19 protein-coding genes are annotated in these 18,252 nt (G+C 58.1%); 17 read left to right on the top strand and 2 right to left on the bottom strand.

The window, feature by feature from the left end:
* The first annotated feature begins 49 nt into the window (after positions 1–49).
* From AC0V6Q_RS04895 to AC0V6Q_RS04850, 10 genes are all read left to right on the top strand, one after another.
* Entirely contained in the window at positions 50–2,575 is a 2,526-nt protein-coding gene (locus tag AC0V6Q_RS04895; protein ID WP_486167288.1) for a penicillin-binding protein 1A, read from the top strand.
* Positions 2,575–3,105, top strand: a complete 531-nt coding sequence (locus AC0V6Q_RS04890) for a peroxiredoxin (RefSeq protein ID WP_486167287.1) — start codon at positions 2,575–2,577, stop codon at positions 3,103–3,105. The genes AC0V6Q_RS04895 and AC0V6Q_RS04890 overlap by 1 nt, the downstream gene beginning before the upstream one ends.
* 67 nt (positions 3,106–3,172) lie before the next feature.
* Positions 3,173–4,300, top strand: a complete 1,128-nt coding sequence (prfB, locus tag AC0V6Q_RS04885) for a peptide chain release factor 2 (RefSeq protein ID WP_486167286.1) — start codon at positions 3,173–3,175, stop codon at positions 4,298–4,300.
* Positions 4,281–5,315, top strand: a complete 1,035-nt coding sequence (locus tag AC0V6Q_RS04880) for a hypothetical protein (RefSeq protein ID WP_486167285.1) — start codon at positions 4,281–4,283, stop codon at positions 5,313–5,315. Before prfB ends, AC0V6Q_RS04880 begins: the two co-directional genes overlap by 20 nt.
* A gap of 8 nt (positions 5,316–5,323) precedes the next feature.
* Positions 5,324–6,163, top strand: coding sequence for a caspase family protein (locus tag AC0V6Q_RS04875; RefSeq protein ID WP_486167284.1), 840 nt, complete (start codon positions 5,324–5,326; stop codon positions 6,161–6,163).
* A complete protein-coding gene (locus AC0V6Q_RS04870) occupies positions 6,160–6,900 on the top strand; it encodes a class I SAM-dependent methyltransferase (RefSeq protein WP_486167283.1) in 741 nt (246 codons plus the stop codon). The genes AC0V6Q_RS04875 and AC0V6Q_RS04870 overlap by 4 nt, the downstream gene beginning before the upstream one ends.
* Before the next feature lie 119 nt (positions 6,901–7,019).
* Positions 7,020–7,529, top strand: a complete 510-nt coding sequence (gene fabA, locus AC0V6Q_RS04865; protein WP_486167282.1) for a bifunctional 3-hydroxydecanoyl-ACP dehydratase/trans-2-decenoyl-ACP isomerase — start codon at positions 7,020–7,022, stop codon at positions 7,527–7,529.
* Between the two features lie 46 nt (positions 7,530–7,575).
* The gene (locus AC0V6Q_RS04860; RefSeq protein WP_486167281.1) at positions 7,576–8,805 is read left to right on the top strand and encodes a beta-ketoacyl-ACP synthase II; all 1,230 of its coding nucleotides are present in this window, start codon (positions 7,576–7,578) and stop codon (positions 8,803–8,805) included.
* Between the two features lie 6 nt (positions 8,806–8,811).
* Positions 8,812–9,264, top strand: a complete 453-nt coding sequence (locus tag AC0V6Q_RS04855) for a GNAT family N-acetyltransferase (protein ID WP_486167280.1) — start codon at positions 8,812–8,814, stop codon at positions 9,262–9,264.
* The gene (locus AC0V6Q_RS04850; RefSeq protein ID WP_486167279.1) at positions 9,264–9,998 is read left to right on the top strand and encodes an alpha/beta fold hydrolase; all 735 of its coding nucleotides are present in this window, start codon (positions 9,264–9,266) and stop codon (positions 9,996–9,998) included. The genes AC0V6Q_RS04855 and AC0V6Q_RS04850 overlap by 1 nt, the downstream gene beginning before the upstream one ends.
* Here the strand turns inward: AC0V6Q_RS04850 and AC0V6Q_RS04845 are convergent.
* Positions 9,968–10,987 (bottom strand): 2-hydroxyacid dehydrogenase, encoded by a 1,020-nt coding sequence (locus tag AC0V6Q_RS04845; protein ID WP_486167278.1) that lies wholly within the window; start codon positions 10,985–10,987, stop codon positions 9,968–9,970. The genes AC0V6Q_RS04850 and AC0V6Q_RS04845 overlap by 31 nt on opposite strands.
* Before the next feature lie 99 nt (positions 10,988–11,086).
* Between AC0V6Q_RS04845 and AC0V6Q_RS04840 the strand changes: the two genes are divergently transcribed.
* Positions 11,087–11,617, top strand: coding sequence for an SH3 domain-containing protein (locus tag AC0V6Q_RS04840; RefSeq protein WP_486167277.1), 531 nt, complete (start codon positions 11,087–11,089; stop codon positions 11,615–11,617).
* A gap of 56 nt (positions 11,618–11,673) precedes the next feature.
* Here the strand turns inward: AC0V6Q_RS04840 and AC0V6Q_RS04835 are convergent, their stop codons facing one another.
* Positions 11,674–12,870: a thiolase family protein gene (locus tag AC0V6Q_RS04835; RefSeq protein WP_486167276.1), complete on the bottom strand. Its 1,197-nt coding sequence runs from the start codon at positions 12,868–12,870 to the stop codon at positions 11,674–11,676.
* Positions 12,871–13,042: 172 nt separating this feature from the next.
* On the opposite strand from AC0V6Q_RS04835, the gene AC0V6Q_RS04830 reads away from it, so the two are divergent.
* The 6 genes from AC0V6Q_RS04830 to AC0V6Q_RS04805 all read left to right on the top strand — a co-directional run bounded on the left by AC0V6Q_RS04830 (position 13,043) and on the right by AC0V6Q_RS04805 (position 18,133).
* The gene (locus AC0V6Q_RS04830) at positions 13,043–14,473 is read left to right on the top strand and encodes a coniferyl aldehyde dehydrogenase (protein WP_486167275.1); all 1,431 of its coding nucleotides are present in this window, start codon (positions 13,043–13,045) and stop codon (positions 14,471–14,473) included.
* Positions 14,474–14,714: 241 nt separating this feature from the next.
* Positions 14,715–15,101, top strand: coding sequence for an NADH-quinone oxidoreductase subunit A (locus tag AC0V6Q_RS04825; protein ID WP_486167274.1), 387 nt, complete (start codon positions 14,715–14,717; stop codon positions 15,099–15,101).
* A 38-nt stretch (positions 15,102–15,139) separates the two neighbouring features.
* Positions 15,140–15,715, top strand: coding sequence for a NuoB/complex I 20 kDa subunit family protein (locus tag AC0V6Q_RS04820; RefSeq protein WP_486167273.1), 576 nt, complete (start codon positions 15,140–15,142; stop codon positions 15,713–15,715).
* Complete coding sequence (locus AC0V6Q_RS04815; protein ID WP_486167272.1) at positions 15,712–16,224, top strand: hypothetical protein; 513 nt, start codon at positions 15,712–15,714, stop codon at positions 16,222–16,224. Before AC0V6Q_RS04820 ends, AC0V6Q_RS04815 begins: the two co-directional genes overlap by 4 nt.
* Positions 16,221–16,925, top strand: a complete 705-nt coding sequence (locus AC0V6Q_RS04810) for an NADH-quinone oxidoreductase subunit C (RefSeq protein ID WP_486167271.1) — start codon at positions 16,221–16,223, stop codon at positions 16,923–16,925. Before AC0V6Q_RS04815 ends, AC0V6Q_RS04810 begins: the two co-directional genes overlap by 4 nt.
* On the top strand, positions 16,922–18,133 hold the full coding sequence (locus AC0V6Q_RS04805) for an NADH-quinone oxidoreductase subunit D (RefSeq protein ID WP_486167270.1): 1,212 nt from the start codon (positions 16,922–16,924) through the stop codon (positions 18,131–18,133). The genes AC0V6Q_RS04810 and AC0V6Q_RS04805 overlap by 4 nt, the downstream gene beginning before the upstream one ends.
* Positions 18,134–18,252: the final 119 nt, after the last annotated feature.

Here is an 18,252-nt window from a genome sequence, read left to right as displayed (position 1 = left end):
TCTGTTGACGCTAGCAATTGTCTGCGAACCCACGTAAATCGATCCCGTAATGTCTAGCGATAACCCCACCCTCGACCCAAGCGAACTCTCTTTTCCGGCCTATTTCCGCTATCGCGTGACCCGCGATCTGGGCGGGGCGATGGCGTGGTTTGGCGAGAAATGGCGCGGCAGCCTTTTGTTCAAACTTGTCGCGTTTGCGCTGATCGGGCTGATGCTGCTTTGGCTTGCCTTGTGGTTTTTCCTAGCAAGCGACCTGCCAGAGGCGGAAAGCCTTGTGGAATATCAAACCCCACTGCCCACCGTTGTGCGCGGAGCCGATGGCGAGATTGTGCACTCTTATGCCCGCGAACGCCGGGTTCAGCTGCAATTTGCCGATTTTCCCGACAGGCTGGTTCACGCCTATATTTCTGCCGAAGACAAAACCTTCTTTAGCCACGGCGGCGTGGATGTGACGGGCACGGCCAATGCGGTGTTCGATTATGCGACCAAATATGGTTCGGGTGAGCGCGCGGTTGGCGGGTCGACCATCACACAGCAGCTGGCAAAAATCCTGCTTCTGGGTGACGAATATTCGATCACCCGCAAGCTGAAAGAGATGATCCTTGCCAGCCGGATCGAAGGTGTTTTGAGCAAAGAGGAAATTCTCGAGCTCTATTTGAACGAGATCCCGCTGGGCCGACGCTCTTTCGGTGTTCAGGCCGCAGCGCGCGCCTATTTCGACAAGGATGTGGGCGATCTTGAGCTGCACGAGGTTGCCTTCCTCGCGATCCTTCCCAAAGCGCCGGAGCGGTATGGCCGTTCGGGCCAAGAGGAAGCCGCGCTGGATCGGCGCGACTTTGTGCTGGCCCAGATGGAAGACAATGGCTTCATCACCGAGGCCGAGCGTGCTGCTGCTGCTGCGCAGCCTCTGGGGCTTGTGCAACAAAGGAGCCAGCGCAGCGCCGATGCAGGTTATTTCCTTGAAGAAGTCCGCCGCCAGCTGATCGCCGACTTTGGCGAAACCGCCGAGGATGGCGAGAACAGTGTTTATGCAGGCGGGCTTTGGGTTCGCACCTCGCTTGATGTGGAAATGCAGAACGCGGCGCGCGACAGCTTGCGCCGCGGCCTTATGCGGTATCACGGACGGCGCGGGTGGTCCGGGCCAATTGCAACCATCGATATGAGCGAGGGCAATTGGGCAGGGCAGCTGGCAAGCTCGTTCCTTTCGGTCCGCTACGAGGACTGGCGGGTGGGCGTTGTAACGGCGCGCACCGGCTCTACGGCAACGATTGGTTTTTCAAACGGTGACGAAGCGCCACTCACCAATTTGCCCAATGCTTTGAAAGCGGGCGACGTCATCACGGTCAGCCCGAGCGGCAATGGCTTCCGCGTTGAAACTCCGCCCGCTGCCGAGGGCGGGCTTGTGGTTCAAAACGCTCAGACAGGCCGCGTGCTTGCGATGCAAGGCGGGTTCGACCATCGCCTCTCCGATTTCAACCGCGCGACACAAGCCATGCGTCAGCCAGGCTCCACCATTAAGCCGTTTGTCTATGCGACGGGTCTCGACAACGGCATGACCCCATCGACCGAGATCGATAACACGCGCTATTGCTATTATCAGGGCAGGCAGCTTGGCGAAAAGTGCATTCGCGGCGGGCGCGCCGGTCAATTCCCGATGCGTTACGGGCTTGAGCAATCGCAAAACATCATGACTGTGCAGATCGGTATGCAGGCGGGCATGGATAATGTCGTCGATACGATCAAGGCGCTTGATATCAGCGATGATGCAGACCCTTACGCGGCGACTTCCCTGGGGTCGGAAGAAACCACCGTTTCGCGCATTGTGGCGGCTTACGGAGCGCTTGCGAACCACGGGCGTCTCAACCGTCCGACAGTGATTGACTATGTGCAAGACCGTCAGGGCAAGGTCATCTGGCGCGCGGACAACCGCCCGTGCAATGGCTGTAACATGGCGTCATACGATGGCTCGCCGATGCCGCGCTTTGGCATCAAGGGTCGTCAGGCGATGGACGCGCGCACTGCGTTCCAGACGATGCATATGCTAGAAGGTGTTGTGACACGCGGCACAGCGACCGTTCTTAACGATCTTGGCCTGCCGCTTTTTGGCAAAACCGGCACCACTTCCGGGCCAAAAGATGTGTGGTTCATTGGCGGCACACAGCGGATTGTCGCTGGCGCTTACGTCGGTTTTGACACACCGCGCAATATGGGCGGATATGCCTATGGTGGTACGATTGTCGCGCCGATCATCAAGGATTTGATCAAGAGCTCGCGCGGAGCTTGGTCCGACCTTCCTCCCGTTGCACCAGAAGGCATCCGCATGGTCCGTGTGGACCGTCGCACCGGTAAACGTGTTCAGGCAGGCTGGCCCAGCAGCGATGCGAAATCGGATATTATCTGGGAAGCTTTCAAACCCGACACAGAGCCGGAGCGTTCCACCCGTCAGGACGAAATTGCAGCCAAGCGCGATGAAATTCTCGCTCTGATCAAGGCCGGACGCGACGGCGGCAGCACCACGCGGCGCGCACAAGGCGAGCCGGAGAATTTTGCTGAAGAACAAGGAGGGATCTACTGATGCGAGCATTGAAACTGGCCATTGCCGGTGTTGCAGCAAGCCTGATGATGGCAGTCCCTGCAAAGGCTGATCTGCCCGTCGGCGAACAAGCTCCCACTTTCACGACAAGGGCGGCTCTTGCGGGGAAAGAGATGGGCTTTTCGCTCGCCGCTGCATTGCGGCGCGGCCCCGTGGTTCTCTATTTCTACCCCAAGGCGTTCACTTCGGGCTGCACGCTTGAGGCAAACGCGTTTGCCGAGGCCATGCCGGACTTTCGCAAAGAAGGCGCGAGCGTGATTGGCATGTCCAATGACGATATCGACACGCTCAAACGGTTTAGCAAAGAAGAATGCCGCGATGCTTTTCCGGTCGGCGTTGCTGGCAAGCAGTTGATCGAAGCCTATGATGTGGCTCTTGGCCAGTCGGGTCTGGCAAGCCGCACATCCTACGTGATTGCGCAAGATGGCCGGATTGCCCTTGTCCATTCTGACAGTGACTATCGCGCCCACGTGACAAAAACCCTCGAAGCAGTCCGCGCTCTCTCGAATTAGAGGCACCGCTTTACAATCGCGATTGCAGCGCTAATCGGGCTTCGCAACCCAAGACGAAGGAATTCTCATGCGGGCCGAGGCCCAAGCCTATATCGACCGGATCGAAGCAGCGCTCGATCTTGTTCGCCAATCACTCGATTGGGACAGCGCTTTACGGCGTCTGGATGAACTCAATGCGCGGGTTCAGGACCCGACTTTGTGGGACAATCCCAAGGAAGCGCAAAAGATCAGCCGCGAGCAGAAACTGCTCGAAAATGCGGTGAACACGGTCAACGATATCAGCGCCGAGATGGGCGATGCGGTTGAATTCATCGAAATGGGAGAGGCTGAGGGCGAAGAGAGCATCATCAATGATGGTCTTTCCAGCCTTGAGAAGCTTGCCGCGCGTGCCGATGCCGACAAGGTGCAGGCGCTCTTGTCAGGCGAAGCAGACGGCAACGACACCTATCTTGAAATTCACGCTGGCGCTGGTGGCACGGAAAGTCAGGATTGGGCAGAGATGCTGTTCCGCATGTATGGCCGCTGGGCCGAGAGGCGCGGGTTCAAGGTCGAAACAGTCGAGTATCAAGCGGGCGATCAGGCAGGCATCAAGTCTGCGACCCTGCTGATCAAGGGCGAGAACGCCTATGGCTATGCCAAGACCGAAAGCGGCGTCCACCGCCTTGTGCGGATAAGCCCCTATGACAGCGCAGCGAAGCGCCACACGAGCTTTTCATCCGTCTGGGTTTATCCCGTGATCGACGACGATATCGACATCGAGATCAACCCCGCCGACCTCAAGGTCGATACCTACCGGGCGTCTGGTGCAGGTGGTCAGCACGTCAACACCACCGACAGTGCCGTTCGCATCACCCACCAACCCACCGGCATTGTGGTGGCAAGCCAGAATGACCGGTCACAGCACAAGAACCGCGCCACTGCGATGAACATGCTCAAAGCGCGCCTGTTCGAACGCGAAATGGCGATCCGCGAGGCAGAGGCGTCTGGCGAGTATCAGGAAAAAAGCGAGATTGGCTGGGGTCACCAGATCCGCTCCTATGTCTTGCAACCGTATCAAATGGTGAAGGACCTTCGCACAGGCTTTACCAGTTCTTCGCCGGACAAGGTGCTGGACGGGGAAATCGACGGTTACATATCTGCGGCACTTGCCCAGCGCGTTACAGGAGAAACGGTTGATGTTGAGGATGTCGAATAGGGCGCTGCTGCGTAGCGGCCTTTGTCTGGCCGCCATTGCGAGTGCGAGCCCTGCTGCAGCCGATGTGATCATCGGCCCGCGCATCGCCTATTACTTCGATAACTCGAACCTTCGCACCTCTGATGGCAGCGATCAGGCGCTCATCGTGCAGCAGCCGGACGAGGCTTTCCTGCAAAATGTGCGCGACGTGTTTCAGACAGATGACGTGGCGCTTGATACCTCTTTCGAAGGGGAAGGGGTGACCGCGAACCAGATCGGTTTTGCGATGTATGGCGGCATGATCAATTTCGGCGATGACCGCGACCGTTTCACGCTGAGCGCAGGGTATGGCGAAGGCTCTGGTGAAATCGAGCTACTGTCCGCAGCGACTTCGACGTTAACCGCAGGCGATCGCACGATCACCGATATCGCCACCCAAACGCTTTCGGGCACGGTCGATTACAAGCGGATCGACCTCGAGGCGACATGGCAAAGGCGTCAGAACGAACAGTTTGCGATCTTCGCAGGTGTTCGGTTCGAGCGGATCGAGGCCGATGCCCAGATCAACGTGCGCAGCGCCCAAACCGGCACCATCGCCTCCGAGATACAGACCGTCGAAACCGGCACATTCGTTCCCCCGCAATCCAGCGTGCTGGAATTTGCAACGACGAACGAGGCACAGCTGACAACGGCCAGCGCGCGGGCAGGGGTCACAATGTTCGCGCCTTTTGGCGATAGCGCTGTCGCCTTTGCAAACGGTATGGTCCACGCAAGTTACCAGCCCGCCTACACCGCGCGGGTCATCACGCGGCCTATCACGCAAGGCGGCGAGGAGCTTAATTCGGACTTCGAGAACGCCGATGAATTCAGCTTCGGACCCGATATTGCAGTTGGCGCCCAGTTTATCTTGTCAGACGCGTTGGCGCTGGATGTGCGGTATCGCGCCGTGCTCTTCTTTCCGGTGACCGGGGAGCAAAGCTTCTCCGATGCGCGCGTCAATCATGGGTTAAACTTGGGCTTGTCATTGAGACTGTGATGGTGGTTATGCGTTTCTTGAGCGTGCGTCTTTTAGGCGTTCTGGCACTCGCTTTTTCAGCATTGATTTTGCCAAGCGTCGCACAAGCCGAGGTGAAAGCGCTGCTTGTCGCATCAAACTACGATAAGGCCGAGGACGAGCAGCTGAGGCTCGCCAATCCGATTGCGGATCTGCGCCTTATCCGCTCGTCCTTGCGCTCCACCACTGTGCGCGACCTGACCGTTTTGGAAGAACCGACCGCCAAGGAATGGCAGGAAGGGTTCGATGCTTGGCTCGATACGCTGTCGGGCGACGATATCGGCATGTTCTATTACGCGGGTCACGGGTTTCAGTTTGACGGGCTGAATTATCTGCTCAGCTCCGATGGCGTATCGCTGATCCCTCTGGATGCGCTGGTTGGCCAGATAACGGCACGTGCGCGCGGGGCGGTGATCATTATTGATGCCTGCCGAAACAATCCCTTTTTCGACGCAGAGCCCGAAACGAGCCTTGATATCATCGAGATTGACGGGGCGACACGCAGCCTATCCTTCATCCGCTTGGAAGACATGTCGGGCGCAGGTGACGGGCTTGCCCAGCTTGGCAATCTGCGCGGACTATCGGCGGTTGCGTTCTTCTCTACCGAGCCTGGAAATGTCGCCGAAGATGGCGATCAACCGGGCAAAGGCAGTCCTTTTGCAATCGAGTTCGCCAAACAGATCGACCGGCGCCAGTCCTTGGACGAGGTATTTCGCAAGACCGCCATCGCGGTAAACAAGCGCACTGACGAACGCCAGTCTCCCTGGAGGCAGGGGGACCTTGCCTTCGATGTGTTCATTTCCGGAATGCGGGCGCTTCCCATACCATGATCGCCGGTCCCGTTATCTTCCGATCCGCCGTCCTTGGCATGTGTGCAATCGCGCTTGCAGGGTGCGATGCGTTTGCTCCCGTGTCTGACCGTCCGGAAGGCGTAGCCGAGTTTCCGGCCCCAGACCGCTCCGTCCCCGAAAATGGGGAGAGCGTGGCCACACCCTTCCCCGACGAGGACGCCCGTGAAGAGCGCGGCGAGGCACAGGCTATCATGGACCTTGCCAATATCTCGGAAGGGATGACCGTCGCGGATATTGGCGCGGGCGAGGGGTATTACACCGTGCGCCTGGGCACCCGTGTCGGTGAGGGTGGACGCGTTCTTGCGCAAGACATCGACAGCGAAGCGCTAGCCCGCCTCGGCCAGCGGGTGGAACGCGAAAGGCTGGAAAACACCTTTATCAAGCTTGGCGAAGTCGATGATCCGCGGCTTCCCACAGACAGCTTTGACCGGATCTTTCTCGTCCATGTCTACAGCGAGGTGACCGAACCATACGCCTTTATGTGGCGCATGTGGCCGGCCCTTGCCCAAGGCGGGCAGATCATCATCGTCGAATATGATCGCCCGACCAATGCAGGCGGCATCCCTCCCAAGCTGCTGTTCTGCGAGATGGACGCGGTGGGATACAAGCTTGTCGAGTTTGTTGAGCGCCCTGATCTGCGCAGTTACTTCACGCGCTTTGAACGCGGCGAAGAACGGACCGAGCCCGAACAGATCGAGGCCTGTGCCAACGCTTGAAGCGCTGGAGAGCTTTCCACTTATCAACGCGCGTTGCCACCCGGTCTTTCCATAGCGTGAACGCGGTGCTAATCGCCCCGGCACAGAAGAGATAAAAGGCTAGGAGCCAAGGGTTCGCAATGACAGATTTTCCGACCAGTTTTGACCGCGAAGACTTATTGAAATGCGCTCGCGGAGAGCTGTTTGGTGAAGGCAATGCACAATTGCCTGCGCCGCCGATGCTGATGATGGACCGGATCACCGATATCTCAGGCGACGGCGGTGAACATGGCAAGGGTCATGTTGTCGCAGAATACGACATCAATCCCGACCTCTGGTTTTTCGACTGCCACTTTCCGGGCAATCCGATCATGCCGGGTTGCTTGGGGCTCGACGGCCTTTGGCAGCTGACCGGTTTCAACCTTGGTTGGCGCGGTTGGAAAGGTCGCGGCTATGCGCTTGGCGTGGGCGAAGTAAAGCTCACCGGAATGGTGCGCCCTGATCGCAAGATGCTCAAATACCACGTGACCTTCACCAAGGCCGTGCAAACGCGCCGTCTCACCATGGGCGTTGCAGACGGTATCGTCGAAGCCGATGGCGAAGTCATCTATCAGGTTAAAGACATGAAAGTCGCGCTGTCCGAGGCCTGATTTGGTCCGAAGCGTGAAATTTTCGCACTAGCATTCAGGGGATATAATGCGCCGCGTAGTGATAACAGGTTTGGGGATTGTATCCTCGATTGGGAATAACGCCGAAGAGGTAACCGCCTCTTTGAAGGCTGGCAAATCCGGCATTTCTTTCAACGAAGATATGGCCGAGCACGGCTTTCGCTCGCAAATTGCGGGCGCGATTGACCTTGATCTGAAAGAAGCAATCGACAAGCGCACGCTTCGTTTCATGGGTCCGGGCGCTGCCTATGCCTATCTCGCGATGGAGCAGGCGATTGCGGATGCAGGCCTTGAAGAAAAAGACGTGATCAACCCGATGACAGGCGTGATTGCGGGCTCTGGTGGGCCTTCGACCTCGGCCATGTTCGCAGCGCACCAGACGGTGCTGAAATCGGGCGCGACAAAGCGCATTGGGCCGCTCGCAGTGCCAAAAACTATGTCCTCAACCGTCAGCGCAAACCTCGCGACCGCTTACCAGATCAAGGGGATGAACTTCTCGATCACTTCGGCGTGTTCAACCTCGCTCCACTGCATCGGCATGGCCGCGCAGCAGATCGCTTTGGGAACGCAGGACGTGATGTTTGGCGGCGGCGGCGAAGAGCTTGACTGGACGCTATCGTGCCTGTTCGATGCCATGGGCGCGATGTCGAGCAAGTATAACGACACGCCAGAGCGCGCGAGCCGCGCGTTTGACGCCGACCGCGATGGCTTTGTCATCGGCGGCGGCGGTGCGATGCTGGTGCTTGAAAGCCTTGAGCATGCGCAGGCACGCGGCGCGAAGATCTACGCCGAGGTCACTGGTTTTTGTGCCACTTCGGACGGCGCCGACATGGTCGCGCCATCGGGTGAGGGCGGCGAGCGGGCAATGGCCGGCGCGCTCAAGACCCTGCCAGAAGGCCGCAAGGTCAGCTACATCAACGCCCACGGCACATCGACGCCCGTCGGCGACGTTGGCGAGATCGAGGCGGTGCGCCGTGTGTTTGGCGAAGGCTCCACTCCGCCGGTAAGCTCAACCAAATCGATGACTGGCCACAGCCAGGGCGCAACGGGTGCGCAAGAGGCGGTTTACTGCCTTCTCGCATTGAAAGATGACTTCATCATCCCGTCGATCAACGTCGAAAACCTCGACCCGGCATTGAAGCCCGAAGAGATCGCGACAAGCCTCGTCGAGAATGCAGGGCTCGATACGGTGATGACCAACAGCTTCGGCTTTGGCGGTACCAATGGCTCGATGCTGATGAGCAAGTTTCAAGGATAGGCCCTGATGCAGATCCGGCGCACTGACCTTAGCGAACCTGAAGTCATCGCGCTGATCGAATTGCATGGGCGTGAGATGGATGCGGGATCTCCTGCGGGCACGTGTCATTTCCTCGACGTGTCGGGGCTCAAAGTGCCCGAGGTTGAGGTCTATGCCGCGTGGGACGGTGCGAGGTTGCTATCCATCGGCGCGCTTAAGCACCACGGTGATTTTGGTGAGCTCAAATCGATGCGCGCCCACCCCGATGCACGCGGCACCGGCGCTGGCAAGGCGATGTTGGTCCATCTGATCAAGCGCGCCCGCGAACATGGCTTCACCGCTGTGAAACTTGAAACCGGATCAGGCGAACTGTTTGAAGCCGCGGTCGGGCTTTACAAGAGTTTCGGATTTGTACCATGCGAGGCCTTTGGCGGATACGAACCGGGCGAGTTTAACAAACTGTATTCGCTCGATCTTTAATGAGCGATGCCCGTCCCCCTTCATTGGCGCTGTTCCTGCGCGAATTGCCTTGGCTTCCGCTCATCGCGGCCAGCCGGTTTCGTCGCGCGGACAAGGTCGATTTAGCGGGCGATCTGGGCGACCAATCGCCGCCCGTTGTCGTTTTCCCGGGCCTTCTGTCCCACGATAGCTCAACCAGCCTTCTGCGACGCACTTTTTCGGCGAGCGGGTTTGCTGCCTACCCATCGGGATTGGGGTTTGTCACCGGCGTCACACCCGAACGCCTCGAGAAAGGCTACCGGCGGCTTGAGGAAGTCCATGCTAGCCACGGTGAAGCGGCGATCATCGTGGGTTGGAGCCTTGGCGGAATTTATGCGCGGGTTCTGGCGCAGAGGCACCCGGAGCTTGCCAAGATGGTTGTGACTTTGGGAACGCCGTTTTCAGGCGATCGGCGTGCGAATAATGCCTGGCGAATTTACAATGCGCTAAATGATCACACGGTCGACGCGCCCAGTCTCGCTGACGATTTTAGCGCGAAGCCGCCCGTGCACACCGTGGCAATCTATTCCCGAACCGATGGCGTTGTCCCGCCAGAATGCGCGTGGGGGATGGAGCATGAGAGGGATGCGGCGCATTGTCTCGACGTACCGCATATGGCGTTTGGCAGCGGCAGGCGCGCCGCCCAAGCGGTTACGCGCATCGTCTCGAGTGAGCTTTCGAAGGCTCAGCCGCCGACAAGTGCCGTCAGAACCTGATCGGGCGGTCTGTGGCCGTTTACCCAAAACTGGATATTGGCGATGACTTTTTCACCCGACGCCTCGCGGCCCTCGACGGTGGCGCTGCCGATATGGGGGAGGGTCATCACATTGGGATGCCGGATAAGGCGGGGGTCGACCAGAGGTTCGTCCGGGTACACATCAAGGCCTGCGCCTGCGAGGTGCCCTGATTGAAGCGCTGCGATCAGCGCCTCTTGATCTATAATCTCGCCGCGCGCCGTGTTCACAATGCTGGAACCCGGTTTCATCAAAGCGATGCGGCGTGCATCAATCATCCCGCGTGTTTGATCCGTCAAAGGGCAGTGCAGGGTGAGAATATCCGCCTCAGCTATAAGCGTGTCGACATTGGCGACAAATCGCGCGCCCAGCATGGATTCCATCGCGGCAGGAAGCGGCTTTCGCCCCGTGTATGCGATCTCCATCCCGAATGCTCTGGCACGGTGGGCAACGGCCTGCCCGATGCGGCCCATGCCGATGATGCCGAGCACTTTTCCACCAATCTTGCGGCCAAGCATTCCGGTGGGGGCCCAGCCTGTCCATTGGCCGGTGCGGATGAGTTCGACCCCCTCGCGAATGCGGCGCGGCACGCCGATAATCCCGGCCATGGCGAGGTCGGCGGTGTCGTCAGTGAAAACGCCCGAAGTGTTCGTAACCATAATCTTGCGCGCAGCAGCAGCGGCAAGGTCGATATGCTCGGTCCCAGCGCCAAAATTGGCTATGAGGCGCAGGTTTGCGCCAGCGCCGTCAATCATATCGGCATCAATCCGGTCGGTTACCGTAGGCACAAGGACATCGCACCGGGCCATCGCGTCCATCAACGCTTCGCGCGTCATGGGTTCGTCGGTTGTGTTCAATGACACGTCAAACAGTTCGCTCATGCGAGCCTCAACGCTGGGCGCGAGGTGGCGCGTGACGACGACTTTGGGCTTGCCAGAGGCGAATTGCGGCGGGTTATCGATCTGAGACATTGTGGTGCATGCGCTAGTGCCAATGGCCCCGAAGCGTCAAGCAGATGCGTAGCAAGGCGAGCGGTTCCCGAATTGGCACAAGTTACCATGAGAGGGCCTATGGGTACCTTGAAAGTTGGGAGGCACTCTGGCTATCACGGCACGATGAAACTTCTGCAATTCCTAGGTATTTTTGCGCTCGTCCTCACGGTTTGGACAGGCGTTGCCCACACCACAGCTCAAGCGCAAAACCGCGAGGTGCCCTATTGGGCGACTTTGCGCTTTGACGAGGTCAACATGCGCAAAGGACCGAGTGAAAACTATCCGATCGATTGGGTTTACAAACGCAAAGGTTTGCCGGTGCAGGTGATACGCCTGCGCGAAAGTTGGCGTCTGGTTCAGGACCCCGACGGCACGCAAGGGTGGATTGCATCCAGCCAGCTTAGCCCCAAACTGGGCGCGCTGATTATCGGCGATGGCGTTGTTGAGCTTCGCGAGGCGGCTTCTGCGAGTTCGCCTATACTTTGGCAGGCAGAACCCGGCGTTGTTGGCGAATTGCTGCGCTGTCGTGACAGTTTTTGCGAGATCGATATCGCAGGCAAAAGCGGTTGGGTGCTCGCGACCCGCATTTGGGGTGCGGGCGAGATGTAGGTCGCAAAATGTAGAGCGGTCCGGGCTCCGCGCATGATGCGCAGAGCCCTTGCTTCTTAAACTAGCTCAACCGCCACAGCAGTAGCTTCACCACCGCCAATGCACAGGCTTGCGACACCGCGTTTTTTGCCTTGGGTCTTAAGCGCATTGAGAAGCGTCACGATAATGCGGGTGCCCGACGCGCCGATGGGGTGGCCCAGAGCCGTTGCACCGCCATTGACGTTGATCTTTGCGTGATCGATGCCGATGTCGCGCATTGCGAACATGGCGACACAGGCGAACGCCTCGTTCACTTCCCACAGGTCCACGTCGTCAATGGACCAGCCAGCGTTCTTCAGGACCTTCTCGATTGCGCCAACGGGGGCAACGGTGAAGTCCTTTGGCTCGCGCGCATGGGCCGCCATAGCGGTGATCTTGGCGATCGGTTCCTGACCGTTCTCCTTTGCGAGGCTTTCACGTGTGAGGACAACTGCAGCCGCACCATCGGAAATCGAGCTTGATGTGGCCGCTGTGATCGTGCCGTCTTTGGCGAAAGCCGGGCGAAGGGCGGGGATTTTGTCAGGGCGGCCTTTGCCGGGTTGTTCGTCGGTGTCGACGGTGACTTCGCCTTTGCGGGTTTTGAAGGTTACCGGCACCACCTCATCGGCAAACGCACCGCTTTCAATCGCCGCATTGGCCCGGGTCAGCGATTCAATCGAATAGGCGTCCTGCTCTTCGCGGGTCAGCTGGTATTCGTTCGCCGTGTCCTGCGCAAAAGTGCCCATCGCGCGGCCTTCCTCATAGGCGTCTTCAAGCCCATCAAGGAACATGTGATCATAGGTCGTGTCATGCCCGATGCGCGCGCCCGAGCGGTGCTTTTTGAGCAGGTACGGCGCATTGGTCATGCTCTCCATGCCGCCCGCAATGACATAATTGACTGTACCGCTCGCCAGCGCTTCTGCGCCCATGATTACAGTTTGCATGCCGGAGCCGCACACCTTGTTGACGGTGGTGGCTTGAACAGATTTTGGAAGACCCGCTTTCAATGCCGCCTGACGCGCTGGCGCCTGACCAAGGCCTGCTGGCAGGACACATCCCATGTAGGCGCGGTCGAATTTGTCTCCGGCAACGCCCGAACGCTCCACCGCGGCTTTCACCGCAGTCGCGCCCAGTTCCGTTGCTGACACATCGGAAAGTGCTCCTTGCATGCCGCCCATCGGGGTGCGGGCATAGGAGAGAATGACAATCGGATCAGACGCGGCGAATTGAGACATGGCTTTTGTCCTTTTGAAAGGGGTCATGGATTTGCCAGAGCAAGTAGGGAGAGCTTACGCGAAAGGCAACGCACATACACCTCAGCTTTTCGTATTAGTCTTGCACGCCGCGCACAGTTCGCGCAGTGTGAGTATCAAATCGAAACTAGACCGGGTTTGGGAGAGAGCAACCATGGCTGATGATCTGCGAGAACAACAAGAAGCGGCGCTGAAACTGCAACGCAGCGCCTTTACCGCATCACGGCCAGAGCCGATGTCGATGCGCAAGGATCGTGTGAAGCGCGCGATGGCGCTGTTGAAAGACCACGGCGAGAACTTGTGTAAAGCGATGGCGGCCGATTTCGGCAGCCGGTCGATGACGCAATCGATGTTGACCGACATCGCGGCGACGGTTGGTGCGGGCAAACACTCGCTCAAGCACATGGACAAATGGGCCAAAACCGAAAAGCGGGGCGTGCAATTTCCGCTGGGGCTTTTGGGAGCAAAAGCTGAGCTTCGTTATGAGCCCAAGGGCGTTATTGGCATTCTTTCCCCGTGGAATTTCCCGGTGCAGCTGGCATTCGGGCCGCTGATGCAGATTTTTGCCGCCGGTAACCGGGCGATGATCAAGCCAAGCGAGTTTACCGAGCGCACCAGCATGTTGATGGCGGAGCTTGTGGCGGAGTATTTCACGCCCGATGAACTGACCGTCATCACCGGCGGTCCAGAGGTCGCAGCAGCGTTTTCTTCGCTTCCATTCGATCACCTCGTCTTCACAGGCTCCACCCCGACAGGGCGGCGAGTGATGGAGGCCGCGTCGAAGAACCTCGTGCCCGTCACACTGGAACTGGGCGGAAAATCGCCTGTTATCATGGGCAAAAGCGCAGACTTTGCCAAAGCTGGTGAACGCATTGCGTTGGGCAAAATGATGAACGCAGGCCAAATCTGCCTTGCGCCTGATTACATGTATGTGCCCCAGGAAAGCGAAGACGAGGCGGTCCAAGGCGTCGTTCAAGGCGCTAGCGCGATGTATCCGACCCTGCTGCAGAATGATGACTATGCCTCCATCGTGTCCGACCGCCACTTCGAACGGCTTCAGGGCTTGGTCAAAGACGCACGCGACAAGGGCGCAGAGGTGATCGAGGTCAATCCGGCCGGCGAAGATTTCAGCAACGCCAACCAGCGCAAGATGCCGCTTACCATCCTCAAGAATGTGAACGACGAGATGGAGGCGATGCAGGAGGAAATCTTTGGTCCGGTCCTGCCGATCAAGACTTATCGCGCAGTTGATGAAGCGATTGATTATGTGAACGAAAATGATCGTCCACTTGGTCTGTATTACTTCGGCGATGACAAGGGCGAGCAAGAGCGCGTTCTTACCCGGACGATCTCCGGCGGTGTCACCACCAATGACGTGATCTTCCATATCTCGATGGAGGACCTGCCCTTTGGCGGCGTCGGCCCGTCGGGCATGGGCAGCTATCATGCGATCGAGGGCTTTAAGGAATTCAGTCACGCGCGCGCCGTCTATCATCAGCCCAAGATCGACATTGCCAAGCTTGGCGGGTTCAAGCCGCCCTATGGCAAGGCAACCGACAAGGCGATTGCCGGCATGATGAAGTGAGCCGGTTTTTCAGGCAAGGATCGCCTGGAAATCTATAGATTGGTCTAGTTTGGCATAGTGTTGCTCAGGGCCGCGAATGGTCCTTGCCCCCTGTTTGCTTTGCGAAACGGGCAAGCACGAGGTTTGGCCGTTCGATTTTGTGCACGAATAATGCCGTGATTTACGCGTTTCTGCCCCTTGCACACAGGGCGGCTCAGGCGTAGGGGGCAGCGCACTGGGATAAAAACACATGGACAGCGTAATGATCGACCAAACCGTCGACCTTGGCCAATATCTGCCGATACTCCTCTTTATCGGCGTCGCTCTTGGACTTTCCGTCCTATTCGTATTCTTGCCTATGGGCGTTTCGCGTCTGACCGGCGCGCACAATCCGGACGCAGAAAAGCTCTCCGAATATGAGTGTGGTTTTCCCGCTTTTGAAGATTCGCGCAGCCAGTTCGACGTACAGTTTTATCTGGTAGCGATCAGCTTTATCATCTTCGACCTCGAAGCAGCGTTCCTCTTCCCCTGGGCCGTAAGCCTGGGTGAAACGGGCTGGGTCGGTTGGATCGGTATGATGACCTTCCTCACCATCCTCGCCATTGGCCTTGCCTATGAGTGGAAGAAGGGTGCCCTCGATTGGCAATGAGGTATTGGCAATAGGGCATCGGCCCTAAGGGATTAGCTATGAACACGATTACTCCCCCAGCAAGTCTCCCCGACGTAAGCGCTCTGGAAACCGCCAAAGGCGGCGAAGTGCGTGCACCGGACCAGGACTATTTTCGCGCGCTTCAATCCGAGGTGAACGACAAGGGCTTTCTCGTCACATCGACAGAGGACCTGTTCCAATGGGCGCGTACAGGCTCGCTCTGGTGGATGACCTTTGGTCTTGCGTGCTGCGCGGTGGAGATGATCCATGTGAACATGCCACGCTACGATATGGAGCGGTTTGGCGCAGCGCCTCGCGCATCCCCGCGTCAATCAGACGTGATGATCGTAGCGGGCACGCTGTGCAACAAAATGGCCCCTGCGCTGCGCAAGGTATATGACCAGATGTCTGATCCCAAATATGTGATCAGCATGGGTTCTTGCGCCAATGGCGGCGGCTATTACCACTATTCCTATTCCGTTGTGCGCGGATGCGACCGGATTGTTCCGGTTGATATCTATGTGCCCGGTTGCCCCCCAACGGCAGAGGCTCTGCTCTACGGTGTGATGCAATTGCAGCGCAAAATTCGCCGTGTCGGGACGATTGAACGGTGAGGATTTACCCTACCTTTCTTGCATTCATGCTCGCGGCAATCGCAGCGCCCTTGGCGGCTCAGCCAGTCCAGTGGAGCGCCGCGCAAACCACGTTCGGCACTGCATCGGTAGAAATGCCGTGTGCGAAAGAGGCCGTTCAGGTCAGAGAGCGCGAAGGCGTGGAGGCGGTCCGCTGTGATGTGTCCGGCGTGACGGTTTTCCTCTTCGTTCTGAAGAATGAGATGTTGTTTAGATTTGGCTTCCCGGGTGCGTCTGTGCCGGAAATCCGAGGGAATATTGAGCGGGATTCGAGTACGGAATACCTCATCGACGGATCGGTTAGCGGCTATGAGGCCTTCTACAGCGAAGGCCGCGCCTCCGATGGTAAGGTCGCGGTTGGTATCGTCGATCTGAAAGATGGCCGTACAGTGATGCTGAATGTTCAAACGGACGGAAGCGAAGCTGCCGAAGCGGCGATCTCAGATATTTTTGTGCGTTCATGGGGTTCTTTGCAGGTGACTAGGCCGTGACAGTTGTACACTCCGCTCCGAAATTCGCCTCTAACGAGGGCGTGATCGACGCTCTTGCGGGCTCTTTAAGCGTTTGGCTCGAGGGGACGGCCGAGCAGCACGGCGAGATTATCCTCACCGCAAAACGCGAAGAAATCGCGACCGTGCTCAAGTCCTTGAAAGAAGATCACGAGTATCAGCAGCTCATGGAAATCGCGGGCGCTGACTATCCCGACCGGCCTGAGCGGTTCGAGGTAGTTTACATGCTCCTTTCGCTCACCAAGAACCACCGCGTCATGGTGAAGTGTTCGACCGATGCGAATACGCCTGTGCCAACGGTGACGACGCTTTGGCCAAACGCGGGCTGGCTCGAGCGCGAGGTGTTCGACCTTTATGGCGTGGTGTTTGCAGGTAATCAGGACCTTCGCCGCATCCTCACCGATTATGGCTTTGAAGGGCACCCGTTCCGCAAAGACTTCCCGATGACCGGCTACACCGAACTGCGCTATTCCGAAGAGGAAAAGCGTGTTGTGTCCGAGCCGGTTGAACTGCCGCAGGATATGCGCACCTTTGACTTCCTCTCCCCTTGGGAGGGCGGTGAATATGTGCTTCCCGGTGATGAGAAAGCCGAAGAGCCTGCGCTGGCAGCAGAAGAAACCAAGGATGAGGCACCCAAGGACGGTGTCGAGTTTGAAATCGATGATGAGGAGGACACAAAATGAGCGTCCAAATCGAAGAATCGCCCACCAATGATGGCGAAGTCATCAAGAATTACACGCTGAACTTCGGGCCTCAACACCCGGCAGCCCACGGCGTGCTTCGCATGGTGATGGAGCTTGATGGCGAAGTTGTTGAGCGGGTGGACCCGCATGTGGGCCTGCTCCACCGCGGCACCGAAAAGCTGATCGAGCAGAAGACTTATCTGCAAGCGCTGCCGTACTTTGACCGCCTCGATTACTGTTCGCCGCTGTGTCAGGAGCACTCTTATGTGCTCGCGATCGAAAAGCTTCTGAACATCGAGGTTCCAGAGCGCGCGCAGTATCTTCGCGTGCTGTTTGCGGAGCTCACCCGCATCTGCAATCACATGCTCAACATCGGCGCGCACGTCATGGATGTGGGCGCGATGACGCCCAACCTTTGGGTATTTGAGCTGCGCGAAGATTGCCTGAACTTCTTTGAACGGGCATCTGGCGCGCGGATGCACTCGGCATGGTTCCGCCCCGGCGGTGTGCATCAGGATGTGCCGGAAAAGCTGCTGGTTGATATTGGCGATTGGCTCGACAACCGGTTCTTCCAATTGTTCGACGACGCAATGAGCCTCGTGATGGACAACCGCATCTTCAAGCAGCGCAATGTCGATATCGCCATTGTGGGCCGCGATGATGCGATTGCCTGGGGCTTTTCTGGTCCGATGATCCGGGCGGCCGGCATTCCGTGGGACCTTCGCAAGTCGCAGCCTTACGATGTGTACGACCGGATGGAGTTCGACATTCCCGTCGGCACCAATTCGGACTGCTACGACCGTTTTATGGTGCGCGTGAAGGAAGTTCGCGAGAGCGCCAAGATCATTAAGCAATGTATCCGCGATATGCCGCAAGGCCCGATTGCGAGCACAGATGGCAAAGTCTCTCCGCCCAAGCGCGGCGAGATGAAGCAATCGATGGAAAGCTTGATCCACCACTTCAAGCTCTACACCGAAGGCTTTCACGTGCCTGAAGGCGAAGTCTACGTCGCCACCGAAAGCCCCAAGGGCGAGTTCGGCGTCTACCTCGTCAGCGATGGGACAAATAAACCCTACCGCTGCAAAATCCGCCCGACTGCGTTCTCACACCTTCAAGCGATGGAGATGATGACCAAAGGCCACATGCTGGCCGATGCGACCGCGATCCTTGGCGCGATTGATGTGGTCTTTGGGGAGTGTGATCGGTGAGGCTTGCACGCAAACTTGAATTTGGTGTGGGTGTTCCAGCGTGGCTAATCGGCCTAGCGGCGATCTTCGGGTTTCCTCCGCTGCATTTCGGAGCGATCGCGATATTTGTGTTTTTGGCA

The organism is Erythrobacter sp. S227, assembly GCF_057364925.1.
This window is presented reverse-complemented; position numbering and strand designations above follow the sequence as displayed.

Coding starts and splice junctions, on each gene's coding strand:
- AC0V6Q_RS04895 (WP_486167288.1), top strand. CDS start 50: ATGTCTAGCGATAACCCCACCCTCGACCCAAGCGAACTCTCTTTTCCG.
- AC0V6Q_RS04890 (WP_486167287.1), top strand. CDS start 2,575: ATGCGAGCATTGAAACTGGCCATTGCCGGTGTTGCAGCAAGCCTGATG.
- prfB (WP_486167286.1), top strand. CDS start 3,173: ATGCGGGCCGAGGCCCAAGCCTATATCGACCGGATCGAAGCAGCGCTC.
- AC0V6Q_RS04880 (WP_486167285.1), top strand. CDS start 4,281: ATGTTGAGGATGTCGAATAGGGCGCTGCTGCGTAGCGGCCTTTGTCTG.
- AC0V6Q_RS04875 (WP_486167284.1), top strand. CDS start 5,324: ATGCGTTTCTTGAGCGTGCGTCTTTTAGGCGTTCTGGCACTCGCTTTT.
- AC0V6Q_RS04870 (WP_486167283.1), top strand. CDS start 6,160: ATGATCGCCGGTCCCGTTATCTTCCGATCCGCCGTCCTTGGCATGTGT.
- fabA (WP_486167282.1), top strand. CDS start 7,020: ATGACAGATTTTCCGACCAGTTTTGACCGCGAAGACTTATTGAAATGC.
- AC0V6Q_RS04860 (WP_486167281.1), top strand. CDS start 7,576: ATGCGCCGCGTAGTGATAACAGGTTTGGGGATTGTATCCTCGATTGGG.
- AC0V6Q_RS04855 (WP_486167280.1), top strand. CDS start 8,812: ATGCAGATCCGGCGCACTGACCTTAGCGAACCTGAAGTCATCGCGCTG.
- AC0V6Q_RS04850 (WP_486167279.1), top strand. CDS start 9,264: ATGAGCGATGCCCGTCCCCCTTCATTGGCGCTGTTCCTGCGCGAATTG.
- AC0V6Q_RS04845 (WP_486167278.1), bottom strand. CDS start 10,987: ATGTCTCAGATCGATAACCCGCCGCAATTCGCCTCTGGCAAGCCCAAA.
- AC0V6Q_RS04840 (WP_486167277.1), top strand. CDS start 11,087: ATGGGTACCTTGAAAGTTGGGAGGCACTCTGGCTATCACGGCACGATG.
- AC0V6Q_RS04835 (WP_486167276.1), bottom strand. CDS start 12,870: ATGTCTCAATTCGCCGCGTCTGATCCGATTGTCATTCTCTCCTATGCC.
- AC0V6Q_RS04830 (WP_486167275.1), top strand. CDS start 13,043: ATGGCTGATGATCTGCGAGAACAACAAGAAGCGGCGCTGAAACTGCAA.
- AC0V6Q_RS04825 (WP_486167274.1), top strand. CDS start 14,715: ATGATCGACCAAACCGTCGACCTTGGCCAATATCTGCCGATACTCCTC.
- AC0V6Q_RS04820 (WP_486167273.1), top strand. CDS start 15,140: ATGAACACGATTACTCCCCCAGCAAGTCTCCCCGACGTAAGCGCTCTG.
- AC0V6Q_RS04805 (WP_486167270.1), top strand. CDS start 16,922: ATGAGCGTCCAAATCGAAGAATCGCCCACCAATGATGGCGAAGTCATC.